The sequence below is a fragment of the Rossellomorea marisflavi genome, assembly GCF_001274775.1.
Classification (GTDB): Bacteria; Bacillota; Bacilli; order Bacillales; family Bacillaceae_B; genus Rossellomorea; species Rossellomorea marisflavi.
Genome location: NZ_LGUE01000001.1, coordinates 360385 through 374034, shown reverse-complemented (window position 1 = coordinate 374034; position 13650 = coordinate 360385). Strand labels below are relative to the sequence as shown.

The following is a 13650-nucleotide window of genomic DNA, read 5'->3' as shown; positions in this document are numbered from 1 at the left end:
AAAGGGGACGCCCGCCGTAAAGGACACCCCCTATATCTATATTAACGCGACAGCAAAAGACCTAGGAACCTTGAGCTGCAGCGGTATTTCCCTCTTGTAGATTAGTGTCACCCCACGCCTCGGTCTTATGGGTGACAACTCTTGTCAGTAAAGGAAAATGTAAAGTGAAAGTATAGATTTTTACCGGGTGATGCTCTATACTAAAATAGAAATAGGAGGGGTAAAAGTTGAATCAATTCGAAAAGAACGTACAATCGAAACGTAATGATGCAGTAGATTCAGGCGTCGGCTTTGTTGTCTCTTTTGGCTTCTTCGCTGTCATGTTCGTAATTGCAACCGTTATCAAACTCATCGGTTCATAAAAGAACAGGAAGGAGGCAGACCAAAAAGGGTCACGGTTCTTCAATTCCCGTATATGGTACTCACCGAAGTATCCTACACATGACTTGAAGCTCCATGACGCTTTTACCGGTCTGCCTTTTTTTCATACTCCCATCCTATGGCCGGTGGGCAGAAAACGTTCCGCTTCCCCTCCAAAAACGATAGGTCACCGCCCCATCATCCGCTGTGTTGTAGATTATAATGCCGCCCTTATCCAGGCGAGCCACCACATCGGGGTGCGGATGTCCGAATCGATTATCCTTGCCGGCTGAAATAATGGCCACTTTTGGGTCCACCGTTTCCAAAAATTCAGCCGACGTACTTGATGCACTTCCGTGGTGACCGACCTTCAGGACGTCCGCTTCAACGTTATACCGGCGGATCATCTTCCGTTCCCCGCTTTCTTCCAGATCTCCGGTGAAGAGCCATTTCATCCCGCCGATATGGGCATAAATCACAAGGGAGTCATCATTCCCCTCATATACATCGTCATCGGGTGAAAGGATCGAAAACGAGCTGTCACCCGCCTGCCACGCGTCCCCCATCTTTGCCTCACTGACTTCACTTCCTTTTGCAGCCAACATGACTTCCGCCATCACTTCCTTTTGAGCGCTTCCCGGCGAAATCCACACTTCCTTTACTTTCATCCCTTCGAGTACATCCACCGCCCCGCCTACATGATCAAGGTCGCCGTGGGTAAGAATCAGTTTGTCGATCGACCCGATGCCCTTGCTTTTCAAATAAGGCACTACGATATCCTTCCCCGTCGAGAAGGCCTTCTTCCTCTCCTCCCATTCTTCATGGGGGAAGATCAGATTCCCACCTGTATCGATCAGATATGTTCCTTGGTTAAAGGGAAGATCGATAAGGATTGCATCCCCCTGCCCGACATCAATGAACGAGATTTCACCGTACGGACGAAAGGTATTCCACATGAGATGGAGACTGATAAATAAAACAAGGATCACAGCGGTTTTGATTTGTCTCCCCTTTTCCATGAGCATAAAACCAACCCAGATGATGCCGAAATAACCGGCCGTCACGATTGCGTGGGGCCTGCCAAGAATGAGCGTACTGAACGGGAAGGATGCAAGGAACACAGAGAATCGATCCGTCCATCCAAGCAAGGATTGATAAAGATCCATGGCAAAAGGAAGATGAATGCCCATGATGGTGGCAGCATACAGGATGAAAGCCGCAGGGAGGATGATGAGGGAATAGAGTGGAACGTAAAATAGATTCGTTACAAATCCGATCACGGAAAACTCAAAGAAATGATGGAGGATGAAAGGTAAGGATGCCACCTGGGAAACGTAGGTCACCTTAAAGGCCTGCAGAAGTGTTGAAGAGCTCGAGAGGATCCGATCGGAGGAGAGGACGAGTGAAAAACTGACAAAGAAGGACAGCTGGAATCCGGCATGAAACAAGAGGAAGGGGTCATAAAAGACCATTACGCTAAAGATGATACTGAGACTATCGAGAGTTTTAATCCCAAGGAAGGCTTTTTGCCCTAGGAGGATGACGATGAGCATGGACGAAGCCCTCACGACGGATGGTGCGGCACCCGTTAGGACCATATAACCAAGAAGGAACACGATCACGACCCACCCTGCACGTTCTTTCCGCACTCCCGCACGGAGAAGCAGGAAGAATACACAGGCCGAGATGAGCCCAACATGAAGACCCGAGATCGCAAGTAGATGAACGACTCCAAGGGCCCTGTATGCTTCCAGTGTCTCTTCTGCTATCTCCCCCGTTTCCCCGAATAGCAGGGCCTGGGTGATGCCGACCGCTTCAGGGGGAAAGGACCTCTCGATCATCTTCAATCCCTCAGCCCTGATCTGTACAAGTTGATCGCTCCAACTGTTGGATGGGGCACAGGTGCCAAAAGAGTCGACTTTAAGGGTCCAATAGGTCTTCTGGTGATACAAATACTCCTTATAATCGAATAAACCCGGGTTTCCGCTTCCCCTTGGGGTCTTGAGCTCCCCTGATACTGTACAGGAAGTCCCTGGGGTTATCGATGAGAATCGCTCTTTTTCGGATGGGGTGGAAAGGTAGTAGGTGAGGGCTGTGGCTTCCCCTCCTATGTCAACGGGGGAAGAAAAGCGGTTTCCGTCGATGGATGGGTTGCTCGTGAAGGTGATCCGGAAAGTGGTTTGATCTGGAGAAAGGATGCTGAATCGGCTGTTCTGTTGGTAGAGTCCGTTCAGATATGAGAGGAAGATAAGGAAGCAGCAAAAGAAGATCCGGGGGGATTTCCGCAAGAGTAAGGAGAGAAACAGAAGGGAAAGAACGAAAGCACCCCAAACCCATTGAAGTGCCAGAAGCGTCCCTGCCAACACGGAGATCCCTCCGTACAGAAAGAACTCCCTATCGACTCTATTCATTGAATAGTTTCATATATTCCTGTTCATAGTGGCTGACTTTTTCTTCATCAGCTCCGCATGCTCTGAGGTCTGCAATCATCCCGGTGATCATGTCTGCTTTTTCACGGTGGTGCACATCGATGCTGTTTTCATCGAATTGAACCTTTTCGACCTTGACCCCTGCCTGTTCAAACAGCTGGATTGCATAAGGATGGTTCTTGTAATCTTTCGCATAATAAACCGTTGTGATGCCCGCTTGTATAATGGCTTTGCAGCATTGCAGGCAAGGAAAATGTGTCACATATATATCGGACTGTCCTGAACCGACGCCAAATTTCGCACATTGGAGAAGGGCATTCATCTCTGCGTGGATCGTGCGCACACAATGGTTATCGATCACATAGCAGCCTTCGTCGATACAATGATCCCCTCCTGCGATGGAGCCGTTATATCCTCCTGCAATGATCCTTTTATCCCTTACAATGGTTGCACCGACGGCAAGCCTTGTACAGGTGCTCCTAAGTGCCAGCAAATGGCTTTGCGCCATGAAATATTGATGCCACGCAATTCGTTCCATTGTTACTCCCCTTTTCTACTAAGATTCGTCTATCGCCGGCTCAACCGACCTTGTACTAGTGTAGTCATAGATGCGTCCAACGTCAATTCATTGAACGGTAATCAATTCTTTCAGTCGTTCAAACGTCTTCTCTCCGATGCCTGATATGTTCTTGATATCTTCCACAGACCTATAGGGGCCATTCTCTTCGCGGTATTGAATGAAAGCGGCCGCCTTTGAAGGACCGATACCAGGGAGTGTCTGGATCTCTTCTGAGGTGGCTTGATTGATGTTCACAAGTTCGCCTTCTCCACCGTTCGTGCCAGAAGGAGAGCCCGGCGGAAGGGGAGTCTCCACTTCTCCTTTCTTCGGTACATAGACCATCATTTCGTCGCTCACCTTCAAAGCTAAGTTGATGGCATTGCGGTCAGCGTCTTTCGTGAATCCACCTGCCATCTCCACGGCACCATCGACTCTTTCATGGGGAGACATCTCATAGAGACCAGGGCGCTCTACCTGCCCTTTGATGTCAACGAAGATCTTGTCATCGGTCGTGACCGTATCAGCGGGTTGAGGAGCTTCGATTGCAGATTCTTTTGCTTCGATGGCCATGGGAGTTCCCTGTTGGGGTGGTGAAGGTTTGAAGAGAAGGAAGAGGAACAGGGCCGCAGCGCCTGCCAGGATGAAAAGGAGAGTCCGGTATTTCTCAAATAAGTGTACCAAGAGATCACCTCTAATGGGGAATATTGATCGTGGTCTTACTAGAGGAGGAGGAAGAATTGCCGTGGTATATGTTCCATTCGACACCATGTGAGAAAATCCTGCTTTTTTCTTAAAATAAAAAACCTGATGATGCGATGATCATCAGGCTTCCGTATTCTTCACGCATGTAAAGAAAATGCGTTCACTGTCTTCTGTTGGAGAACCATCCCTGTAATCGGCCGTGATTTCCTTCACGATGAATCCTGCTTCCTTGAGCCACGCGCAATAGCGCTCGACAGGATACGTCCTTTGTTTGTGAAGCTCTTCCACCCTCTCATAGAGACCGGTCGCTTCCTGACGCACAAAGAAGGTCAGTTCATGCTCGACGCTATGGGGATATTCACCTTTGAAGCTTTCCCAGATATATGAAACCTCTTCATCGGTCAAGGTGAAGCTTGATTCCATGAAGATCTCATCCATCTTGAAGAGGGAGTGGACATCAAACAAGAAGACACCATCCTGCTCTAGATGAGCATGGACGCTCTTGAACGTATCCTTCACGTTCTCCTCGGTTTCCAGGTAGTTCAAGGAGTCACAAAAGATGGTCACGACATCATAGGACCCGAGCCCATCAAGGGCGGCCATATCCTGATTGAAGAGCGGAAGGGCGACGCCCCTGCGTTCCGCCTTCTCCCTGGCGACCATGAGCATGTCTGAGGATAAATCCACACCGGTGACGTCATAACCGGATTCTATGAGTTTCAATGAAATCTCGCCCGTCCCACAGGCGATGTCAAGGACCCTGTTGCCGCCATTTCCATACCTTTCACCATGTGTCCGTAGGAAATCAACCCATCCATCATACGGAACATCTTCCATGAGGTGATCATATATGTAGGCAAATCCTTCATAGCTCATGGGTCAGCTTTGTTCTACTTCTACCAATGAAGCATCTCCCCACAGGCGCTCAAGGTTGTAGTAGCCCCTCTCATCTTTGTGGAACACGTGGGCAACGACATCCCCAAGGTCGACAAGGATCCAGCGGGCCTGGTCGAACCCTTCCAGACGGCGTACTGTGTGGCCGTTTTCTTCAGCTGTATCCTTCAGTTCCCGGGCAATGGCCTGTACCTGTTTATCAGAGTTCCCGTGGCAGATAAGGAAGTAATCCGCAATGAGGGAAACACCCTTCATATCAAGGACCACGATGTCTTCTGCACGTTTATCATCTGCGGCTTTGTAAGCCAATTCTACTAATGTCTGTTCCATATTAACTCCTCCTATCGAAGATCAATCCGTTATAAAATCTGAATGTATCCGGATGGATCGCCTGGTTCTTCTTCATTAAAAATGTCATGGTATTACGCAGCGAAGCAATCAATGCTTCGTCAAGGGAGGTTTCTGCCATCTCCCTTACTTCCTCTACACCAGGGAACTGCCGGTTCGGCTCAATGTAATCGGCAAGGTAAACGACCTTATCAAGGACGGTCATTTTCCTCTTACCGGATGTATGATTCCGTATCGCTTCCAGCACTTCCTCATCATCGATGCCTACTTCTTTTTCAACAAGATAGGCGCCGACGGGTGCATGCCACAGTTCCGCGTTATACTCCAGGAGCTCATCACCGAGGTGATGTGAGAGGATGATTTCCTTCATCTCGTCTTTATCCCTGAACTTGGCATAGTCGTGGAAGATGGCCGCAATCTCTGCCTTTTTTAAATCGGCCCCGTATTTTGCTGCAAGGTGGATGGCGGTTTCCATCACACCACATGTGTGAATGTAACGATGTTCCGTTAAATGCTCTTTTACGATCAAAAGGGCTTCTTCCCTATTCATACAGTTTCTCCCCCTTTATCAATCGATAGACGTCATCGGGAACAAGATAGCGGAATGACCGCTTCTCTTTCGCAAGGTTCCTGATCCTTGATGAAGAAATGTCGATGGCGGGAATCTCCAAAGAAGTAATCTCATAGGAACTGTCATTGGAATACAGCGGACGGTTGACACCGATGAACGTGATGGTTGACAACAGTTCATCAATCTCCTTCCACTTTGGAAGGTATTCGACCATATCCCCACCGATGATGAATGAAAAGTCATGATGAGGATGCTTTCCCCTCAGAAGCCGCATTGTTTCATAGGTGTAGGAAGGACCTTCCCTCTCCAGTTCGATCGTCTCGACCCTGAAATGGCGATGTCCCCTGATGGCTTCTTTGATCATGGCGACGCGCTGGGGAGCCGTCACATTGCTTTCCATCACCTTATGGGGCGGGACCGCGTTCGGCATGAACCAGATTTCGTCCAGACCAGCTTGGTCCCTTACCTGTTCGGCCACTATGAGATGACCTATATGGGGCGGGTTGAATGTACCGCCCAGAATCCCGATCTTCATGTTCATCACGACCTTATCTTGGAAGGATTAACGTCTTGTTTTCTTTTGACTCTTTATACAGGACGACCGTATGACCGATAAGCTGCACAAGCTCTGCCCTGGCTCCTTTGGAAAGGGCCTCGGCAACTTCATGCTTGTCCATTTCACAGTTCTGTAGGATGCTGACTTTCAGCAGTTCCCTCGCTTCAAGTGCTTCACCGATTTGGTTGATCATATTTTCATTCACTCCGCCCTTGCCGACCTGGAAGATCGGGTTCAAATGATGGGCTTGTGACCGTAGATATCTTTTCTGTTTACCTGTTAACATGTTGACCTCCTAGTTGCTTTAAAACGATTTTTTTCATAGTTTCTGTGTCAGGGGTGATCCCCGTCCACTTCTCAAACGCCAGTGCTCCCTGGTGAACAAACATTTCGAGTCCATTCTGCGTTTGAGCCCCAAGCTCCCGAGCCCGTTTCATGATGGCCGTTTCAAGGGGGTTATAGATGATGTCACTGAATAGGCTGCCTTCCTTCACCGAATCGAAGGCGAGCGGTGAGTGGCCGACGTCCGGGCTCATCCCGATCGAAGTCGTCTGGATGATGATGTCATACCTGCTGACCGCTGCTCCCGCTTCATCCATGGGGATGAATGAAGAAGAGATGGCGAACGGACAGGCTGCAATCATGTCGGCTGCCCTTGTTTCGGTGCGATTGGCGATGTCGATATGCGTCACGCCAATAGAGGCGAGGCTGTAGAAGATGGCCTTGGCGGCACCTCCTGCTCCGAGCATCAAGACGGACTTGTCTGTCACATCGCCGACCAGTGCCTTCTGCAATCCTTCGACATATCCCGGTCCATCCGTATTATACCCTGTCAGCACCCCGTTATCGTTCACGATCGTGTTGACCGCACCGATGGATTCCGCAAGGGGATCGATGCGATCAAGGAGCTCCATCACGGCGACTTTATGGGGCACGGTGATATTCACACCGCGGATACCGAGCGCCCTTATGCCTCCGATGGCCTGCGGAAGGGCATCTGGGGTGACGTGGAATTTCATATACGTGCCTTCGAGCCCGGAATCCTCAAGTGCTGCTTGATGCATGACCGGGGACATGGAATGGGCGATGGGGTCACCGATGACCCCGTATAAGTGATTCATGATAATCCCCCTAGATCAATGATTTTCTCAGGAAGACGCTGACCCCTTTCGGTACATGGGCAGCGATGTAAGCTCCCGGTTCGTTCACCGTGATCCAACCAAGTCCGGAAAACACGATATCGGTCTTCCCTTCCTTGATCTTGAATTCATGCTTCACAAGCTCTGGGAACGTATCCATATCCTCGATGCGGGGCGGCTGAAGCAGCTCACTTGCATGATTTTTATAGAGCTCGTCTGCTTTTTCCACCTTCGTCCGGTGGATATTCAGCTCATTGGAGAAATAGCAGGTGAATGCCTGACGGTCTCCCTTCAGGAAATCGAAACGGGAAAGCCCGCCAAAGAATAGCGTTTGCTCCGGATTCAACTGGAACGTCCTCGGCTTGATTTCCTTCTTCGGTGTGATGATCTTCAAATCACCCTTGTTCACATAGTGGGCCATCTGGTGATGATTGATGATTCCCGGTGTATCGATCAGGTACTCATCATCCCCGAGTGGAATTTGGATCATATCCAGGGTCGTTCCCGGGAAATGCGATGTAGTGATGACGTCCTGTTCCCCTGAAACCTGCTTGATGATGCGGTTGATGAACGTGGACTTCCCTACGTTGGTACATCCGACCACATACACATCACGGCCTTCACGGTACTCTTCGATGGCCTGGATCGTTTCTTCGATTCCCTGGCCGCGTGAAGCACTTACCAATTTGACATCGACGGGCTTCAGACCGAGCTGTTTCGCTTCATGCTTCATCCACTGAGTCAGCTTTGAATGCTTGACCGATTTGGGAAGAAGATCGGCTTTATTCCCCACAAGGAGGATCGGATTCGAACCGACGAAGCGGTGAAGCCCCGGAAGCCAGCTGCCGTTGAAATCAAAAATATCAACGACTTTGACGATCAACCCTTCTGAATCCCCTATTTCATTGAGGATTTTCAGGAAGTCGTCATCCGTAAGGGGAACGTCCTGCACCTCATTATAATGCTTCAGCTTGAAACAGCGCTGACAGATGACTTCATCCTTCTTAAAGGAAGATGGGGGTGCATACCCCAACCCTTCCTTGTCTTCCGTCTGAATCTCGACTCCGCAGCCTATACATACAACTTGACTCACTTTTTATCCTCCCAACCGATCATGCCTTTTCGTTTGAAGAAGTTCATGATCCTTCTCTCGACTTTGCGATTAAATTTCGTCATAAATCCGTCCGACTGAGCCACTGGAACGACCAGGATGGTATGAAAGCCGCTCCGGTTTCCCCCCAGCACGTCAGTGAGCAGCTGATCGCCGATCACGACCGTCTCCTCTTTCTTGACATCCATCTGCCTGATCGCCCGTTTGAATGCTCGTCCCATGGGCTTGCGTGCCTGGAATATGAACGGGACACCCAGGGGATCGGCAAAAGACCCGACGCGCATCCTGTTATTATTAGAAACAATTGTCACAAGAATTCCATGTTCCTGCATCTCCTTGAACCATTGGATCAGCTTCGGGGTCGCATTTGGGCGATCCCACTCGACCAGCGTATTGTCAAGGTCCGTGATGATTGCCTTGATTCCTTTTTCTTTCAGATCCTCCGGTCGGATCGCAAATATATCCTGTACCTGTTCATCAGGCAAAAATTGTTTTAACAAAGCAAACACCTCATATTTATAGTCATTTGACATCTCGGTCTTCCGCACGCTTACTGTATAACAGATTAATGATAACCAATTTCCCCATGACTTTCAAAGTAAACCCGCATGTATTCGATGGAAAGGGAAAATATGTGAGGAAAATCAAATATTTTTCGACAAAATTCAACTTTGCTCTCGACTGTGGATAACGTTATACACATTATTCACTTACGAATCACCCAATATTTTACCAGTTGTATACAGGTTAACCACAAGATATCCACGGAGACATGTGGATAAAGGAACAGTTGTTCTGTCTATTTAAATTTGGTAAAGTTTAGTTACAGCAAGAGCACGGTAGTAAAAGTATGGGAGGTGGAGTCATGAGGAAATTATCCGATGAATTGTTGATCGATTCCTATTATAAGGCCAGAGAATTAAATCTCAGCAAAGAATTCATTCGCCTCATCGAAATGGAAATTCACCGACGTTCCCTTACGAATAAAATCAAGGCTTCATCTTAATACGGATAAACGGGACGGATGCTCATCCGTCCCGTTTATTTTGACATGAAGCTTCCCAGCTTCTCCCCGACCTGTACTTCGCGAGGGGCGGTATCCCCGGCGAAAGAGAATCGTCCTTTTTCAAACAGAAGGATCACGGTGGACCCGAAGCTGAAGTAGGCGACTTCCTCGCCCTGTATCCATTCGTTCCGATCCACAACGTAATCGACACTGTTAACGAACATGGCCCCAACTTTGACGACTGCCATCCTTCCTCCGGGATGACGCAGCTCCGTGATGGACCGATAATTCTTTGATAAGGTTTCCTTTCCATACCGGAGACCGAGTTCGTTGACGGGATAGGAGTGCTTTCCAAGCTCCCACCTGCCGATGACCTCTCCGTTTGCCGGACTGTGGATGCGATGGTAATTCGCAGGGCTCAGATAAAATACGGCGAAGGATCCCCCCATGTACGGTGCTGCTTTCTCGTCAGAACCCAACATATCCAGGATGGAGTATAGCTTGCCTTTCACCGTTACTTCGAGCTGATCCGTGATCACACCCGTTTCTGCCATGACACCGTCCACGGGACTGACAACAGCGGCCTCCCCTGCCTGGATCGTCCGTGCGCCCGGTTTCAGCCTGCGGATGAAGAATTCATGAAGACTCGGATAGAGTTCGATGGACTTCTCCATTTCTTCCGTATTGATCCCGTAGGTTTTGGCAAACGAAGGAATCAGCTTCCTGCTTGCTTTTGATTGGACAAACCGACGGAGCAAAAAAGAGGACCACTTTTTATTCGTCAGTTCGATGCACAACCGGTAAAGAGATTGCTTCAACAACTTCCAACTCCTTTATCGTCAACAGGGATGGGCACAGCCCAAAAGTCCCAGACATTTGAAAAAAAGTACGTTTTTTGAAAAACCCTTAACGTTCACAGTTTAATAAGTATATAATAAAACAATGTCATATACTATATCTTATATTATCTTTTTCTTTGAATAAGGAGTGAGGTTCATTGTTTCTCTCCGAAGCACTTGATCAAACCGTAAAAAAACTGAAAGCCCATGCAGCCAATTTCGTGACGCTGCTCAACCTGTCCCTTGGCGGATTCGCCATCGTCTCCGTCCTGCATAATCAGCCTCATCAGGCCTTATTATTCATTTTCATCGCTGCTCTCACCGACCGTTTCGACGGGATGGTGGCCAGGAAGCTGAACGTAGAGTCCGATCTTGGTAAGCAGCTCGATTCCATGAGCGACATCGTTTCATTCGGGATGGCACCGGCTGTACTCATGTATTATGCCGCGCTCCAGTCTTTGGGAGTGGTAGGAGCATTCTTCATGATTTTCTATATCGGCTGCGGCGCCTATCGACTTGCCCGCTTCAACATCACCGATAATGCCGGTTACTTTATAGGGCTTCCCATCACGGCAGCTGGCTGCCTTGTGACCCTTTCCTATCTTGCCATTCCCCATGTACCGGTTGGGATCATCCTGACGACCATGATTCTTATGTCCCTTTTGATGGTCAGCCCGTTCACCATCAAAAAAGTATGAAAACCATTATATAAAAAAAGGATCCCCGGTTCGCGTAAGAACCGGGGATCCTTTTTTTATACGTATCATACCGGGGTGCATCCCCGCCTAAGGAGCACCGCGGCAACCCCTATTGATCAGCAGCAGCAGGTCGTATAGTACCACCAACCTCCGAAAAGGAAAAGCAAGATCAACAGGATGACACCGAGGGCGAACAGATAGCCGCCTCCACCGTAGTAACCTGGATAGCCCGGTCCATAGCATGGATATCCGTACATGGGTTTCCCCCCTCCCGTTCTTCCTGTAGGTAGTATATGTAGGGTGGGACGCACGGGTATAGGCGTTTGAAGGAATTTCCCCATACGGTCCAGACACCTTTTCTTAACAAAAACATCACCCATTGGCTGGTGAACATATCGAATCCACTGGAACCCGATGAATGGTCAGGAGAACAGTATTTCTTACTGGACCCGCTCTCCACGATAATTAAGGTAGAGCGATAACCCTCCTCGCTCTACCCATCCATTATATAAATTCACTCAACAATAACCAGTAACAAGGATTCAGCGGAAGATTAGGCGGGACGGGAATAACGGCTGCATGATAACCGACGACAACACTGGTTGGGTCGGTCGTTGCAGAAGCCCACCCAACAGCGAACGTTGGATTGGTAATGCTATTACCCATCGCAAAAATATCCGTACTTCCCAGATAATTCAGATCGATACCGACAATCCCTTTCCCTGCAGTATTTTGAACGGTATTGCCATAGACGGCGATGAATTTAAAGATATTCAGGTTAGGACCATTCAATAAGACAGGGACATTCCCTTCGCTAAAGGTTCTATTATTTATGATGTACAGACCGAAATTATTTCCTATCGTTTCTTCCATGTTGAGAAGATGCCTTAATTGAAAAGCGACCACTTGTTCATTATTCCTTACCACTAAATCCCCTTTCAGTGTACCCGAACTGACTGCTACATTTGTGATAATTATAAAGCTGCAATTGGAATTTCCCGAACCGGATACAAACGTGTTGGTGTCAATGATACTCTGTCCAGAAGTAGACGCAATACTGATATACCGATAATTATTGTTAAGGGCAGCAGCCGGGGCATATGTGAAATCGCAATTTGTAATCTGAAATTCGGTAGCAATCAAGGTAATTCCGAATTCACATACGGAGATTTCACAATTATCGACATAAATTCCTGTAGCGAAGTTCCCCACCCGTATAATGGTTTCTGTAGACGCAATGGATGGGAAGTTTTGAACAAGGGTCATTTCCCGGAATATCACATTCGAAACCGTAACATTAAACATGGTGGTTACAGCATTACTCGTCGTAATGACGGTCGTTAATCCTTTTCCCTGTCCCTCAATGGTGACCGACTTGTTAACAGGCAGGCTTGCAGTGATAATGAAAGTTTCTGCGTCAAGTAATAATCGATCCCCATTGACCGCCGCAGTTAAAGCCGCTTGAATCGTAGTATACAGACGGGTTGACCCTACATTGAGGGTGTTCCCTGTAAAAGAAGGGACCGTCCTGTTTGCTGGTGGAACAGGCTCCTGCTCTTTATAGTACAGATTCCCTGTAGATAGATCGATATATAGGTCACCATTATTACCAATCGCACAGCTTGGTGCGCCCACACCTGTCAATACAGGAGTGCCGGACGGACCTTGTGTTCCTTGTGGCCCCTGCGTTCCCTGTGGTCCAGTCAATCCTTGAGGCCCCTGTGCCCCCGTCAACCCTTGTGGTCCCTGTGACCCCGTCAATCCTTGGGGCCCCTGTGCCCCCGTCAACCCTTGTGGTCCCTGTGACCCCGTCAACCCTTGGGGCCCCTGTGATCCCGACAACCCTTGTGGTCCCTGTGTCCCTGCCGGCCCTTGTGGACCCTCCGATCCTTGCGGCCCCTGTGGCCCCTGTGGCCCCTGTGGCCCCTGTGGTCCCGGTGGTCCCGGTGGTCCCGGTGGTCCCTGAGGAGGAGGGTAAAAGTCACATCCGTTTGGAGGAAGTACTTTGCTCAAATCACACTGGTTTCGTTTGTTATTAAACACTCCATCACCTCTAAATACGATCTTTATGGTCATTGTATGTTTAGAACAATGGAATGTATGGACTAATAGACCAAGAGTTGACCGGGAAAGTACTCCCCCTTTCCCTATAGACGTGGCGACAGATTTGGAGATAATACATTTGGAATATAACAGGTAGATCGTAAACCCATATCCCACTGAATGAACTTCTTTATTATTAGTAGTAAAATAGTTTTTATTGAGTTCCCTGTATACTGATAGTAGAAGAGTGAAATATAATGAAGAAGATAGTAAGTTGCGCCTTAGGTTCATTAATCGTTGCAGGGAGCCCGTTATTTATTTCCTGCAGATCATGATGTTTTGTATTCGTTCCTTCTGGCAAGAGCCACCTCTTTCATTATCAACTTCATGATCAT

Annotated in this window: 17 protein-coding genes; 3 read left to right on the top strand and 14 right to left on the bottom strand. The window is 48.5% G+C overall.

Translation table 11 applies throughout. The features are described from left to right. Positions 1-227 precede the first annotated feature (227 nt). Positions 228-362 carry a YqzM family protein gene (locus AF331_RS21675; protein ID WP_048006155.1) on the top strand — a complete coding sequence of 45 codons (135 nt, stop codon included), beginning with the start codon at positions 228-230 and terminating at the stop codon, positions 360-362. A gap of 135 nt (positions 363-497) precedes the next feature. On the opposite strand, the gene AF331_RS01845 is transcribed toward AF331_RS21675, so the two are convergent. From AF331_RS01845 to AF331_RS01795, 11 genes are all read right to left on the bottom strand, one after another. Beyond that, positions 498-2771: a DNA internalization-related competence protein ComEC/Rec2 gene (locus tag AF331_RS01845; protein WP_082346659.1), complete on the bottom strand. Its 2274-nt coding sequence runs from the start codon at positions 2769-2771 to the stop codon at positions 498-500. After that, entirely contained in the window at positions 2764-3327 is a 564-nt protein-coding gene (locus AF331_RS01840) for a ComE operon protein 2 (protein ID WP_053426508.1), read from the bottom strand. Before AF331_RS01840 ends, AF331_RS01845 begins: the two co-directional genes overlap by 8 nt. Before the next feature lie 87 nt (positions 3328-3414). Beyond that, on the bottom strand, positions 3415-4029 hold the full coding sequence (locus tag AF331_RS01835; protein WP_053426507.1) for a helix-hairpin-helix domain-containing protein: 615 nt from the start codon (positions 4027-4029) through the stop codon (positions 3415-3417). Positions 4030-4170: 141 nt separating this feature from the next. Continuing rightward, a complete protein-coding gene (locus tag AF331_RS01830) occupies positions 4171-4926 on the bottom strand; it encodes a class I SAM-dependent DNA methyltransferase (protein WP_053426506.1) in 756 nt (251 codons plus the stop codon). 3 nt (positions 4927-4929) lie between these two features. Further along, positions 4930-5274 (bottom strand): ribosome silencing factor, encoded by a 345-nt coding sequence (gene rsfS / locus AF331_RS01825; protein ID WP_048006159.1) that lies wholly within the window; start codon positions 5272-5274, stop codon positions 4930-4932. Position 5275: 1 nt separating this feature from the next. Continuing rightward, positions 5276-5842, bottom strand: coding sequence for a bis(5'-nucleosyl)-tetraphosphatase (symmetrical) YqeK (gene yqeK, locus AF331_RS01820; RefSeq protein ID WP_053426505.1), 567 nt, complete (start codon positions 5840-5842; stop codon positions 5276-5278). After that, positions 5835-6404 (bottom strand): nicotinate-nucleotide adenylyltransferase, encoded by a 570-nt coding sequence (locus AF331_RS01815; RefSeq protein ID WP_082346657.1) that lies wholly within the window; start codon positions 6402-6404, stop codon positions 5835-5837. Before AF331_RS01815 ends, yqeK begins: the two co-directional genes overlap by 8 nt. A 7-nt stretch (positions 6405-6411) precedes the next feature. Further along, positions 6412-6705 (bottom strand): ribosome assembly RNA-binding protein YhbY, encoded by a 294-nt coding sequence (gene yhbY, locus AF331_RS01810; RefSeq protein ID WP_053426504.1) that lies wholly within the window; start codon positions 6703-6705, stop codon positions 6412-6414. Continuing rightward, positions 6692-7540, bottom strand: a complete 849-nt coding sequence (aroE, locus tag AF331_RS01805) for a shikimate dehydrogenase (RefSeq protein ID WP_053426503.1) — start codon at positions 7538-7540, stop codon at positions 6692-6694. The genes yhbY and aroE overlap by 14 nt, the downstream gene beginning before the upstream one ends. Before the next feature lie 10 nt (positions 7541-7550). Then, positions 7551-8651: a ribosome biogenesis GTPase YqeH gene (gene yqeH / locus AF331_RS01800; RefSeq protein WP_053426502.1), complete on the bottom strand. Its 1101-nt coding sequence runs from the start codon at positions 8649-8651 to the stop codon at positions 7551-7553. Next, positions 8648-9202 (bottom strand): YqeG family HAD IIIA-type phosphatase, encoded by a 555-nt coding sequence (locus AF331_RS01795; protein ID WP_053426501.1) that lies wholly within the window; start codon positions 9200-9202, stop codon positions 8648-8650. Before AF331_RS01795 ends, yqeH begins: the two co-directional genes overlap by 4 nt. 332 nt (positions 9203-9534) lie before the next feature. Here AF331_RS01795 and sda point away from each other — a divergent pair, with 332 nt between their 5' ends. Then, a complete protein-coding gene (sda, locus tag AF331_RS01790; RefSeq protein ID WP_048006165.1) occupies positions 9535-9675 on the top strand; it encodes a sporulation histidine kinase inhibitor Sda in 141 nt (46 codons plus the stop codon). Between the two features lie 35 nt (positions 9676-9710). Here sda and AF331_RS01785 read toward each other — a convergent pair whose 3' ends face one another. Then, the gene (locus tag AF331_RS01785; RefSeq protein WP_053427737.1) at positions 9711-10493 is read right to left on the bottom strand and encodes a phosphatidylserine decarboxylase; all 783 of its coding nucleotides are present in this window, start codon (positions 10491-10493) and stop codon (positions 9711-9713) included. A 179-nt stretch (positions 10494-10672) separates the two neighbouring features. Between AF331_RS01785 and pssA the strand changes: the two genes are divergently transcribed. Next, positions 10673-11212, top strand: a complete 540-nt coding sequence (gene pssA, locus AF331_RS01780) for a CDP-diacylglycerol--serine O-phosphatidyltransferase (protein ID WP_053426500.1) — start codon at positions 10673-10675, stop codon at positions 11210-11212. Positions 11213-11328: 116 nt separating this feature from the next. On the opposite strand, the gene AF331_RS22690 is transcribed toward pssA, so the two are convergent. After that, positions 11329-11469 (bottom strand): hypothetical protein, encoded by a 141-nt coding sequence (locus AF331_RS22690; protein WP_162838944.1) that lies wholly within the window; start codon positions 11467-11469, stop codon positions 11329-11331. A 247-nt stretch (positions 11470-11716) separates the two neighbouring features. After that, on the bottom strand, positions 11717-12919 hold the full coding sequence (locus tag AF331_RS22835) for a right-handed parallel beta-helix repeat-containing protein (protein WP_268786026.1): 1203 nt from the start codon (positions 12917-12919) through the stop codon (positions 11717-11719). Positions 12920-13650: the final 731 nt, after the last annotated feature.

What these genes read in the sequence shown, in the direction of transcription:
- AF331_RS01845 (WP_082346659.1), bottom strand. Translation starts at nt 2,771, where the DNA reads ATGAATAGAGTCGATAGGGAGTTCTTTCTGTACGGAGGGATCTCCGTG.
- yqeK (WP_053426505.1), bottom strand. Translation starts at nt 5,842, where the DNA reads ATGAATAGGGAAGAAGCCCTTTTGATCGTAAAAGAGCATTTAACGGAA.
- AF331_RS01815 (WP_082346657.1), bottom strand. Translation starts at nt 6,404, where the DNA reads ATGAACATGAAGATCGGGATTCTGGGCGGTACATTCAACCCGCCCCAT.
- AF331_RS01830 (WP_053426506.1), bottom strand. Translation starts at nt 4,926, where the DNA reads ATGAGCTATGAAGGATTTGCCTACATATATGATCACCTCATGGAAGAT.
- AF331_RS22690 (WP_162838944.1), bottom strand. Translation starts at nt 11,469, where the DNA reads ATGTACGGATATCCATGCTATGGACCGGGCTATCCAGGTTACTACGGT.
- rsfS (WP_048006159.1), bottom strand. Translation starts at nt 5,274, where the DNA reads ATGGAACAGACATTAGTAGAATTGGCTTACAAAGCCGCAGATGATAAA.
- AF331_RS01840 (WP_053426508.1), bottom strand. Translation starts at nt 3,327, where the DNA reads ATGGAACGAATTGCGTGGCATCAATATTTCATGGCGCAAAGCCATTTG.
- aroE (WP_053426503.1), bottom strand. Translation starts at nt 7,540, where the DNA reads ATGAATCACTTATACGGGGTCATCGGTGACCCCATCGCCCATTCCATG.
- AF331_RS01795 (WP_053426501.1), bottom strand. Translation starts at nt 9,202, where the DNA reads ATGTCAAATGACTATAAATATGAGGTGTTTGCTTTGTTAAAACAATTT.
- yhbY (WP_053426504.1), bottom strand. Translation starts at nt 6,705, where the DNA reads ATGTTAACAGGTAAACAGAAAAGATATCTACGGTCACAAGCCCATCAT.
- sda (WP_048006165.1), top strand. Translation starts at nt 9,535, where the DNA reads ATGAGGAAATTATCCGATGAATTGTTGATCGATTCCTATTATAAGGCC.